This window comes from Actinomadura rubrisoli, from assembly GCF_004349215.1.
In the GTDB taxonomy this organism is placed as follows: domain Bacteria; phylum Actinomycetota; class Actinomycetes; order Streptosporangiales; family Streptosporangiaceae; genus Spirillospora; species Spirillospora rubrisoli.
Genome location: NZ_SMKU01000328.1, coordinates 1 through 10,671, shown reverse-complemented (window position 1 = coordinate 10,671; position 10,671 = coordinate 1). Strand labels below are relative to the sequence as shown.

9 protein-coding genes are annotated in these 10,671 nt (G+C 71.7%); 6 read left to right on the top strand and 3 right to left on the bottom strand.

The annotated features are described in order from the left end of the window. Positions 1 to 166: 166 nt before the first annotated feature. The 3 genes from E1298_RS37850 to E1298_RS37840 all read left to right on the top strand — a co-directional run bounded on the left by E1298_RS37850 (position 167) and on the right by E1298_RS37840 (position 2,101). Entirely contained in the window at positions 167 to 787 is a 621-nt protein-coding gene (locus tag E1298_RS37850; protein ID WP_131902084.1) for a DUF3105 domain-containing protein, read from the top strand. Further along, positions 784 to 1,446: a DUF305 domain-containing protein gene (locus E1298_RS37845; RefSeq protein WP_131902082.1), complete on the top strand. Its 663-nt coding sequence runs from the start codon at positions 784 to 786 to the stop codon at positions 1,444 to 1,446. The genes E1298_RS37850 and E1298_RS37845 overlap by 4 nt, the downstream gene beginning before the upstream one ends. A gap of 88 nt (positions 1,447 to 1,534) precedes the next feature. Continuing rightward, positions 1,535 to 2,101, top strand: coding sequence for a TIGR03086 family metal-binding protein (locus E1298_RS37840; protein ID WP_131902080.1), 567 nt, complete (start codon positions 1,535 to 1,537; stop codon positions 2,099 to 2,101). Positions 2,102 to 2,187: 86 nt separating this feature from the next. Here the strand turns inward: E1298_RS37840 and E1298_RS37835 are convergent, their stop codons facing one another. Together E1298_RS37835 and E1298_RS37830 are read right to left on the bottom strand one after the other, a co-directional pair. Then, positions 2,188 to 3,423 carry a DUF349 domain-containing protein gene (locus E1298_RS37835; protein ID WP_131902078.1) on the bottom strand — a complete coding sequence of 412 codons (1,236 nt, stop codon included), beginning with the start codon at positions 3,421 to 3,423 and terminating at the stop codon, positions 2,188 to 2,190. Positions 3,424 to 3,496: 73 nt separating this feature from the next. Continuing rightward, positions 3,497 to 4,264 carry a peptidylprolyl isomerase gene (locus E1298_RS37830; protein ID WP_131902076.1) on the bottom strand — a complete coding sequence of 256 codons (768 nt, stop codon included), beginning with the start codon at positions 4,262 to 4,264 and terminating at the stop codon, positions 3,497 to 3,499. A gap of 241 nt (positions 4,265 to 4,505) precedes the next feature. Between E1298_RS37830 and E1298_RS37825 the strand changes: the two genes are divergently transcribed. Genes E1298_RS37825 through aspS form a run of 3 tightly spaced genes read left to right on the top strand, consistent with a single transcriptional unit; the run spans position 4,506 to position 8,239 of the window. After that, positions 4,506 to 5,201, top strand: a complete 696-nt coding sequence (locus tag E1298_RS37825) for an MBL fold metallo-hydrolase (protein ID WP_131902074.1) — start codon at positions 4,506 to 4,508, stop codon at positions 5,199 to 5,201. Between the two features lie 12 nt (positions 5,202 to 5,213). Then, the gene (gene hisS, locus E1298_RS37820) at positions 5,214 to 6,482 is read left to right on the top strand and encodes a histidine--tRNA ligase (protein ID WP_131902072.1); all 1,269 of its coding nucleotides are present in this window, start codon (positions 5,214 to 5,216) and stop codon (positions 6,480 to 6,482) included. Next, complete coding sequence (gene aspS / locus E1298_RS37815) at positions 6,479 to 8,239, top strand: aspartate--tRNA ligase (RefSeq protein ID WP_131902070.1); 1,761 nt, start codon at positions 6,479 to 6,481, stop codon at positions 8,237 to 8,239. The genes hisS and aspS overlap by 4 nt, the downstream gene beginning before the upstream one ends. 60 nt (positions 8,240 to 8,299) lie before the next feature. On the opposite strand, the gene E1298_RS37810 is transcribed toward aspS, so the two are convergent. Beyond that, positions 8,300 to 10,474 (bottom strand): RelA/SpoT family protein, encoded by a 2,175-nt coding sequence (locus tag E1298_RS37810; protein WP_131902086.1) that lies wholly within the window; start codon positions 10,472 to 10,474, stop codon positions 8,300 to 8,302. Between the last annotated feature and the right edge of the window lie 197 nt (positions 10,475 to 10,671).

The following is a 10,671-nucleotide window of genomic DNA, read 5'->3' as shown; positions in this document are numbered from 1 at the left end:
GACTTACGGCAGATCCGTCACAGCCGGAGCACCTCCAGGTGCTCCGGCTGTGACGGATCGGCCGTAAGGCCGCCCGGCAGCGCCGCCGTATCCGCCCCTGACGGCGGTCCGGCGCTGCCGTCGTCTCCGTACATCCAGCCACAGCAGCCCTGAGAGGACCGCTCGCATGTCCAAGAGCGCCCGGAACAAGAACGCGCGCGGCCAGAGCGCGCGCAAGCAGAACGCCCTCACCCAGCGGCAGGTGCCGTGGGGCGGCATCGCCTTCTTCACCGTGATCGGCCTGGTCGCGGTCGTCGCCGTCTCCTACGCCTTCCTTCAGTCCAGGTCGACCGCGTCCGCGGGCTCCTCCATCGCGGGCCTGGTCGAGAAGGACGGGCTGGGACGCGACCACACGTCCTCCGCCGTCACCTACGCGACCAACCCGCCGATGGGCGGCAACCACGACCCCATGTGGCAGAACTGCGACGCCCACGTCTACGACCAGCCGCTCCGCAACGAGAACGCCGTCCACTCCCTGGAGCACGGTGCGGTCTGGATCGCCTACCGGCCCGGGCTGGCCGCCGACCAGGTCACCCGGCTCGCGGCCAAGGTCACGGCGACCGACTACTCGTTCATGAGCCCCTACCCGTCCCTGGACGCCCCGATCGTCCTCACCGCCTGGGGCAGGCAGGTCAAGGTGCAGGACGCGGGCGACCAGCGGGTCGAGGCGTTCCTGCGGGCGTTCGTGAAGGGCCCGCAGACCCCCGAGCCGGGCGCCGCCTGCGACGGCGCCAAGAACACCCCGTGAGCACGGGCGCGCCCGCGGCGCGGGGACGGCGGGCCACCGTCGTCCTCGCGGCGCTCGTCCTGCTCGCCGCCGCCGTGCTGGCGGCGCTCGCGGCCTCCCGTTCGGGAGGGCCGGCCGAGGACGGGCCCGAGGCCGGGTTCGCCCGCGACATGAGCGCCCACCACGCCCAGGCGGTGCGGATGTCGTTCGTCGTCCGCGACCGGACGAAGGACCCGGCCGTCCGGCTGCTCGCCTACGACATCATCAACACCCAGTCGGCGCAGATCGGCATGATGACGGCCTGGCTGGACGAGTGGGGGCTGCCCAAGACCGATCCCCGGGGCCCGATGCGCTGGATGTCCGGGCACGGGCACGGCGGCGGCGAGGCACCGGCGCCCGCGCCGTCCAGCGGCGGCGACGGGGCCGCCCGCATGCCGGGGATGGCGACCCGCGAGCAGCTCGCCGGGCTGGACCGGGCCGGGGGCCGCGCCGCCGAGGTCCTCTTCCTGCGCCTGATGATCGCCCACCATCGCGGCGGGGTGGCGATGGCGGAGGCGGTCCTGGCACGGACCGGTCACGACCGGGTGCGGCGGCTGGCCCGCACGATGGTGGACGGGCAGAACGCGGAGATCAGGCTGATGAACGGCATGCTCCGCGAGCGCGGGGGCGCCGAGGCGTGAGACCGTTCCGGGCGCCGCCGGAGCGGGCCCGGGACGAGCTTCGCGATAGCGCTTGACAGGGCGGCCCGATCGCGGGTCACTGACCAGCATGGCTCACAACCTCAGCGGCTACCACCGGGCACTGGACCTCTTCGAGGGCCTGCTGGCCGGCGTTCCGCGGGACGGCTGGGACGCCGCGACGCCCTGCCCCGACTGGACGGCGCGGGACATCGCCGGGCACCTGACGGGCGGCCAGCACACGATCCGGGCGCTGGCGGTCGGCGAGCCCGCTCCGGACGTCGCGGATCCGGCGCGTTTCGTGACCGGCGACGTCCTGATGGCGTGGCGCACGGCCCGCAAGGAGTGCACCGCGGCCCTCACCCCGGACGCGCTGGAACGGCCCGTCCCGATGGGCGCGCTGGGGGAACTGCCGCTGGGCAGCTTCCTGGAGGGCTACATCCTGGAGCCGCTGGTGCACGCGTGGGACCTGGCCGTGGCCACGGGCCAGCCGTCCCGCCTCGATCCGGACCTGGTGCACCACGCGTTCGCGACCGCGCAGGTGATCGCCCCGGCGTGGCGCGCCGCGGGGCACATCGGGCCGGCGCTGCCGGGGCCGCCCGGGGCCGACGAGCAGTCGCGGCTGCTGGCCTTCCTGGGCCGCACCGCCCCCGCCTGAGGGGACGGCCAGGGGGCGGTCACGAGAGCCCGGGGGCAGGCGGTCAGGAGAGCCCAGGGGCAAGCGGTGAGGAGACCCGGGGGCGGTCAGGAGAACTCGGCGAGCGTGCGCTCGGCCTCTTCCAGCCAGGCGCGGCGGGCGCTCAGCGCCTCCTCGGCGTCCTTGATGTCCTTGTCGCGCCCTGCGGCGCGGGCCTTGTCCAGCCGCTTCTCCAACTGCTCGATGGAGCTGCGCAGCTGGTTCACCGTGGCCTCGGCGCGGGCGCGCGCCTCGGGGTTGGTGCGCCGCCACTCGCTCTCCTCGGCGGTGCGGACGGCCTCCTCGATCTTGCGGAGCCGCCCCTCCAGCCGGTCGCGCTGCTCGCGCGGCACCATCCCGGCGGCCTCCCAGCGCTCCTGGATCGTCCGCAGCGCCTGCCGGGCCTGCCGCACGTCCCGCACCGGCAGCAGCCGCTCGGCCTCGACGAGGATCTTCTCCTTCTCCTCGGCGTGCTCGCGGAACTCGGCGTCACGCTCGGCGAACGCGGCGCCGCGGGCCTGGAAGAAGGTGTCCTGGGCGCCCTTGAAGCGGGTCCACAGGTCCTCTTCGATGTCGCGGGCGGCGCGTCCGGCCATCTTCCAGCGGCGCATCAGGTCGCGGTAGGCGGCGGCGGTGTCGCTCCAGTCGGTGGACCCCGACATCGCCTCGGCCTCGGCGACCAGCCGCTCCTTCTCCCGCCGGGCCTCGTCGCGCTGGTCGTCCAGGGTCGCGAAGTAGACCTTGCGGCGCTTGGTGAAGGCGTTGCGGGCCGACGACAGCCGCTTCCACAGCGCGGTCTCGGTCGGCCGGTCGATGCGGTCGGCGGCCTTCCACTCCTCCACCAGCTGCCGCAGCCGCTCGCCGCCGTTCTTCCAGTGCGTCTCCTCGACCGCGATCCGCTCGGCCTCGGCGACGATCCGCTCCTTGACCTCGCGGGCCTCGTGCCGGTGCTGCTCGCGCTGGGCCTTGACCTCCTCGCGCCGCCGCCCGACCTGCTCGGTCAGCCCGTCCAGCCGCCGCCCGAGCGCCTCCAGGTCGCCCACGGCGTGCGCCTCGGTGACCGCCTCGCGCAGCCGCTGGATGCTCTGCTGGGCCTGCGCGGGCTGCAGGTCGGTCGTGCGCACCCGCTGCTCCAGCAGCCCGATCTCGGTGACCAGCGCGTCGTACTTGCGCTTGAAGTAGGCCAGGGCCTCCTCCGGTGCTCCGGCCTGCCAGGAGCCCACGACGCGTTCACCGCCCGACGTCTTCACGTAGACGGTGCCGTCCTCGTCCACCCGGCCCCAGGGATCGGTAGCGCTGGACACCCTTGCCTCCTGAATCGCAGGTCCGGTCGTGCTCACAGCCGCCGGACCCTCCACACCTTAGTATCCCGTCCGCCTATTGCCCGGCGATCGCGACGTCCTGAATCGTGACCTTCTTCTTGGGCTTGCCCTCGCCCGGAGGATTCGAGCCGGCCTTACCGATCTTCTCCAGCACGTCAATACCCTTGGTGATTTTCCCGAACACCGAGTAACCGGGCTGGAGCTGCGAATCCGCGTACACCATGAAGAACTGGCTGCCGTTGGTGTCGGGGCCGGAGTTCGCCATCGCGAGGGTGCCCTTGGTGTACTTGGCGCCTTCGGTGTTCTCATTGGCGAACTGGTAGCCCGGCCCGCCCATTCCGGTGCCCTTGGGGTCCCCGCACTGGAGCACATTGAGGCTGCCACTGGTCAGCCGGTGGCACGGGGTGTTGTCGAAGTAATTCTTCTGGGCCAGGAACACGATCGAGTTGACGGTGCACGGCGCCTTCGCGCCGTCCAGCTCCATCACGATGTCGCCCTCGCTGGTCTTGACCGTGGCCTGCACCATGCCCGTGCGGGCCGGCTTCACCGGCGGGGTGCCGAGGCCCTTGGGGGCATCCTCGGCCTTCGCTGGCTTGTAGGCGCACTGCGCGCCGGCTGCCTTGGCGGGCGTGGCCGGCTTGTCGTCCTTGTCGTCCTTGGTGAGGACCATGGCGGCCGTGCCGCCGACGGCGATCACCGCCACCCCGGCGACCGATCCGATGATCTTCAGGCGGCGGGTCCGAGCCGCCTCGGCCTGCATGCGCTGCTGCTGACGCTCATAGCGTTGGCGCGCGAGCTGCTTCTTGCGGTCCTTCCCCGCCACGTGCCTGCCTTTCCACTGTGATCAGGTGAACGTGCAGCGCATAGTAGCGGTACCGGCGAGAGGACGCGCCTCGCGCTGAACGAACCTGAAGGAACCTGGAGAAACGAGGAGCCCAGCCCGGGGAGGCGCCCCGAGGGAGGCGCTCCGGCGACACGGCGGCGCCTATCTCGTTCGCGGCGGCCAGGGCCGCGCCGGTACCCTCGGACAAGCCCACCCGAGTTGGTTCGATGGAAGGACGATCGTGCTCGTCGCCGGGTTCCCCGCTGGATCGTTCGCCGCGAACTGCTACGTCGTGGCGCCCGCCGCGGGCGAGGAGTGCGTCATCGTCGACCCCGGCGAGGACGCCGAGGCCGGGATCGAGGAGATCCTGCGCGAGCACCGGCTGAAGCCGGTCGCGGTGCTGCTCACGCACGGCCACATCGACCACGTCTGGTCGGTGGCCCCGGTCTGCGGCGCGAAGGACGTCCCGGCCTACATCCATCCGGACGATCGCGACCTGCTCACCGACCCAGCCAAGGGCCTGTCCCTCGGCCCCGGCCAGCAGCTGTTCGGGGGCCTGGAGCTGACCGAGCCCGACGACGTGAAGGAACTGGCCGACGGCGCGGCACTGGAACTGGCCGGGCTGAGCTTCACCGTCGACCACGCGCCGGGCCATACGCCCGGGTCGGTGGCGTTCCGGACGCCCGCGACCCAGGAGCTGCCGGACGTGATGTTCACCGGCGACCTGCTGTTCGCCGGGTCGATCGGCCGCACCGACCTGCCGGGCGGCTCGTACGAGGAGATCCTCGCGAGCCTGGCGCGGGTGTGCCTGGCACGGCCCGACGAGACCGCCGTCCTGCCCGGCCACGGCCCGCAGACCACAATCGGCCGCGAGCGGGCCACCAATCCGTTCCTCTCCCAGCTTCTGCCCGCCGAGGGGCCCAACAAGGGATTCTGAGCCAAAACGATCATGAGTTCGAGCTTTCAGGCCCCCAAGGGGGTCAGTGAATACGTTCCGCCGCGCGCGGACCTCTTCTACGCCATCCGCGAAGCCTTCGCCGAGCAGGCGAGGCTGGCCGGGTACGGCTACCTGGAACTGGCCGTCTTCGAGGACACCAACCTGTTCCGACGGGGCGTCGGGGAGTCCACCGACGTGGTGTCCAAGGAGATGTACACCTTCGAGGACAGGGGCGGCCGGTCGCTGACGCTGCGCCCCGAGTTCACCGCCACGGTGCTGCGCTCCGTCCTGGAGAACAACCTGCACAAGACCGGCGCGCTCCCGGTCAAGGTGTGGACGACCGGGCCCGCGTTCCGCGCCGAGCGTCCGCAGCAGGGCCGCTACCGGCAGTTCTACCAGCTCGACCTGGAGGCGATCGGCAGCGAGGACCCGCAGGTCGACGCCGAGACGATCGCCATCGCGGCGAACTGGTACCGCTCGCTCGGGCTGTCGCGGGTTCGGCTGCTGCTGAACTCGCTCGGCTGCAAGGAGTGCCGCCCCGCCTACCGGGCCCTGCTCCAGGACTTCCTGCGCGGCCTGGACCTGGACGAGGCCACCCGCGCCCGCATCGAGATCAACCCGCTGCGGGTGCTGGACGACAAGCGCCCCCAGGTGCGGGCCCAGGTGCAGGACGCGCCGCTGATGGCCGACCACCTGTGCCCGGCCTGCAAGGCCCACCACGACCGGGTCCGGGAGCTGCTGGCCGACCTCGGCATCGGGTGGGAGGACGACCCCCGGCTGGTGCGCGGCCTCGACTACTACACCCGCACCACCTACGAGTTCGACCACCCGCTGCTCGGCGCCCAGTCCGGCATCGGCGGCGGCGGCCGCTACGACGGGCTGTCGGAGGACATCGGCGGCCCGCCGCTGCCCGGCATCGGCTTCGGGCTCGGGCTGGACCGCACGGTCCTGGCGCTGGAGGCCGAGGGCGCCGCGTTCGCCCCGAAGCCGCGCTGCGAGGCGTTCGGGGTCGCGCTGGGCGAGGCCGCGGAGCGCCGGCTGTTCGCGCTGGTCGCGGAGCTGCGCCGGGCCGGGATCGCCGCCGACATGGCGTTCGGCGGCAAGAAGCTGAAGGGCGCCATGAAGGACGCCGACCGTTCGGGCGCCCGGTACGCCGTGATCCTTGGCGAGCGGGATATCGCGGACGGCGTCGCCCAGGTCAAGGACCTGGCCGAGGGCGAGCAGACCGCCGTCCCCCTCACCGACCTCACCTCGACGCTGAAGGAAAGGCTCTCACGATGATCCGCTCGCATGAGGCGGGGACGCTCCGCCGGGAGCACGCCGGACGGCAGGTCACGCTGGCCGGCTGGGTCGGCCGCCGCCGCGACCACGGCGGCGTCACGTTCATCGACCTGCGCGACGCCTCCGGCACCGCGCAGGTCGTCTTCCGCGAAGACGACGCAGCGCATGATCTGCGGGCCGAGTTCTGCGTGAAGGTCGTCGGCGAGGTCCGGATCCGGCCCGCCGGCAACGAGAACCCCGAGCTGCCTACCGGGGACATCGAGGTCGCCGCCACCGAGATCGAGGTGCTGGCGGACGCGGCGCCCCTGCCGTTCCCCATCGAGGGCGACGTCAACGTCAACGAGGAGATCCGGCTCAAGTACCGCTACCTCGACCTGCGCCGCGAGGCCGTCGCGCGGGCGGTGAAGATCCGGTCCGAGGCGGCGTTCCTCGTGCACGAGGTGATGCGGGAACACGGGTTCGTCAACGTCGAGACCCCGACGCTGACCCGCTCCACGCCCGAGGGCGCCCGCGACTTCCTCGTGCCCGTCCGGCTCAAGCCGGGCCACTGGTACGCGCTGCCGCAGTCGCCGCAGCTGTTCAAGCAGCTGCTCATGGTCGCCGGGATGGAGCGCTACTACCAGATCGCCCGCTGCTACCGGGACGAGGACTTCCGCGCCGACCGGCAGCCGGAGTTCACCCAGATCGACATCGAGATGTCGTTCGCCGACCAGGACGACGTCCTGAAGGTCGGCGAGGACCTCGTCGCGCGGCTGTGGAAGGACGTCGCCGGGTACGAGATCCCCCGGCCGATCCCCCACATCACCTACGCCGACGCCATGGCCCGGTACGGCTCGGACAAGCCCGACCTGCGGTTCGGCAACGAGCTGACCGACGTCACCGAGTACTTCGCCGGCACCTCGTTCCGGGTGTTCCAGGCCCCCTACGTGGGCGCGGTGGTCATGCCGGGCGGCGCGTCCCAGACCCGCAAGGAGCTGGACGGCTGGCAGGACTGGGCGAAGGCCCGCGGCGCCCGCGGCCTGGCGTACGTGCTCGTCCAGGAGGACGGCACGCTCGGCGGCCCGGTCGCCAAGAACCTGTCCGACGCCGAGAAGGCGGGGCTGGCGGCGAAGGTCGGCGCCGACATCGGCGACGCGATCTTCTTCGGCGCCGGGAAGCGGCACGGCACGCAGGAGCTGCTCGGCGCGGCCCGCCTGGAGATCGGCCGCCGCCGCGCCCTGATCGACGAGACCGCCTGGGAGTTCGTCTGGGTCGTCGACGCGCCGATCTTCGAGCCGGTGGAGGACGACAGGGGCGAGCGGATCGGCTGGACGTCGGTCCACCACCCGTTCACCGCGCCGAAGCCGCAGTACGCCGACACCTTCCAGGACGACCCGGGCGGCGCGCTCGCCGACGCCTACGACCTCGTCCTGAACGGCACCGAGATCGGCGGCGGCTCCATCCGCATCCACCGCGCCGAGATGCAGCAGCGGGTCTTCGACGTGCTGGGGCTGACGAAGCGGGAGGCCGAGTCGCAGTTCGGGTTCCTGCTGGAGGCGTTCAAGTTCGGGCCGCCCCCGCACGGCGGCATCGCGTTCGGCTGGGACCGGACCGTCATGCTCCTGGCCGGCCAGGACTCGATCCGCGACGTCATCGCCTTCCCGAAGGCGGCGTCCGGCCACGACCCGCTGACCGCCGCGCCCACGCCGATCACGCCGCGGCAGCGCGAGGAGGCCGGCGTGGACGTCGTCCCCGACGACGAACCCGCCGAGAGCTGAGGCGCGTGGGCGGGGGCGGGGGCCCTCGCCCCGGCGCGCATTCCGGTGTGTCCCAGTGCCTCAGCGCACAGCGCCGCTGGTGACGCGGTAGACGTCGTAGACGCCGTCGATCGAGCGGACGGCCTTCAGGACGTGGCCGAGATGCTTGGGGTCGCCCATCTCGAAGGTGAAGCGGCTGACGGCGACGCGGTCGCGGGTGGTGGTCACCGACGCGGACAGGATGTTGACGTGCTGGTCGGACAGGACGCGCGTCACGTCCGACAGGAGGCGGGGGCGGTCGAGGGCCTCGACCTGGATCGCCACCAGGAAGACCGAGTCCTCGCCGGGGGACCACTTGACGTCGATCAGCCGGTCGGGCTGGGTCTTCAGGCTGGCGACGTTCGAGCAGTCGGCCCGGTGGACGGACACGCCGTGGCCGCGGGTGACGAACCCGACGATGTCGTCGCCCGGGACGGGGGTGCAGCAGCGGGACAGCCGCACCCACACGTCGGGGTCGTCGGCGACGACGACGCCCGGGTCGCCGGCGACCCGGCCCCGCTTGCGGCGGGTGGGCAGTGCGATCTCGGCGAGGTCCTCCTCGGCGCTCTCCACGCCGCCGAGGGCGTCCACGAGCCGCTGGACGACGGTCTGCGCGGAGACGTGGCCCTCGCCGACCGCCGCGTACAGCGACGAGACGTCGGTGTAGCGCATGTCGCGGGCCAGGGCGAGCAGCGCCTCCCCGGACATCATCCGCTGCAGCGGCATGTTCTGCTTGCGCATCGCGCGGGCGATGGAGTCCTTGCCGGACTCGATCGCGGTGTCGCGCCGCTCCTTGGAGAACCAGTGCTTGATCTTGTTGCGGGCGCGGGCGCTCTTGACGAAGCCGAGCCAGTCGCGGCTGGGCCCGGCGTCCTGCGACTTGGAGGTGAACACCTCGACGGTGTCGCCGTTGTCGAGGGTCGATTCGAGGGGGACGAGGCGGCCGTTGACGCGGGCGCCGATACATCGGTGCCCGACCTCGGTGTGGATCGCGTACGCGAAGTCGACCGGGGTGGCGCCCTGCGGCAGCGCGATCACGTCGCCCTTGGGGGTGAAGACGAACACCTCGGAGACCGACAGGTCGAAGCGCAGCGACTCCAGGAACTCGGCCGGGTCGGCGGTCTCCTTCTGCCAGTCGAGGAGCTGGCGCAGCCACTGCATGTCGCCGGCCTTGCGGCCGCCGACCGTCTCCTCCTTGTACTTCCAGTGCGCGGCGACGCCGTACTCGGCGCGGCGGTGCATGCCCCAGGTGCGGATCTGCAGCTCGACGGGCTTGCCCTCGGGGCCGATCACCGTCGTGTGCAGCGACTGGTACATGTTGAACTTCGGCATCGCGATGTAGTCCTTGAACCGGCCGGGGACCGGGTTCCATCGCGCGTGGATCGAGCCGAGGGCGGCGTAGCAGTCGCGGACGCTGTCGACCAGGACCCGGATGCCGACCAGGTCGTAGATGTCGTCGAAGCTGACGTCGCGGGCGATCATCTTCTGGTAGATCGAGTAGTAGTGCTTCGGCCGTCCGGTCACGGTGGCCTTGATGCGGGCCTCGCGGAGGTCGGTCGAGACGTTCTCGATCACTTCCTGGAGGTAGACGTCGCGGCGCGGGGCGCGCTCGGACACCAGGCGGGCGATCTCGTCGAACCGCTTGGGGTACATCGTGGCGAACGCGAGGTCCTCCAGCTCCCATTTCAGCGTGTTCATCCCGAGGCGGTGCGCGAGCGGCGCGAACACCTCCAGGGTCTCGCGGGCCTTCTTCTCCTGCTTGTGCCGGGGCATATAGCGCAGCGTGCGCATGTTGTGCAGCCGGTCGCCGAGCTTGATCACCAGGACGCGGATGTCGCGGGACATCGCCACGACCATCTTGCGGACGGTCTCGGCCTCGGCCGCCTCGCCGTACTTGACCTTGTCGAGCTTGGTCACGCCGTCGACGAGGGCGGCGATCTCGTCGCCGAAGTCGGCGCTCAGCTCCTCAAGGGTGTACGGGGTGTCCTCGACGGTGTCGTGCAGCAGCGCCGCGCAGAGCGTCTCGGTGTTCATGCCGAGCTCGGCGAGGATGGTCGCGACCGCGAGCGGGTGCGTGATGTAGGGGTCGCCGCTCTTGCGCTTCTGGTGGCGGTGGTAGTGCGCGGCGACGTCGTACGCCCGTTCGATCAGCCGGAGGTCGGCCTTCGGGTGGGTGTTCCGGACGGTCTTGATGAGTGGTTCGAGTACCGGGTTCATAGTGGGGCCGCGCTGGGCGCCCAACCTGGCGAGCCTACGGCGCACCCGGGCGGCAGACGGTGGAATCGTGGCCGGCGTGGGCCTGGATGGGACGGCGGGCTCGGTCTCGCCCGCGTCTTCGGCGGGGGCCTTGTCTTGGGGAGCGGCCGGGCCTTGGGGAGCGGCCGGGCCCTGGGGAGCGGCCAGGTCTTGGGAGG

What these genes read in the sequence shown, in the direction of transcription:
- E1298_RS37850 (WP_131902084.1), top strand. Translation starts at nt 167, where the DNA reads ATGTCCAAGAGCGCCCGGAACAAGAACGCGCGCGGCCAGAGCGCGCGC.
- E1298_RS37840 (WP_131902080.1), top strand. Translation starts at nt 1,535, where the DNA reads ATGGCTCACAACCTCAGCGGCTACCACCGGGCACTGGACCTCTTCGAG.
- hisS (WP_131902072.1), top strand. Translation starts at nt 5,214, where the DNA reads ATGAGTTCGAGCTTTCAGGCCCCCAAGGGGGTCAGTGAATACGTTCCG.
- aspS (WP_131902070.1), top strand. Translation starts at nt 6,479, where the DNA reads ATGATCCGCTCGCATGAGGCGGGGACGCTCCGCCGGGAGCACGCCGGA.
- E1298_RS37810 (WP_131902086.1), bottom strand. Translation starts at nt 10,474, where the DNA reads ATGAACCCGGTACTCGAACCACTCATCAAGACCGTCCGGAACACCCAC.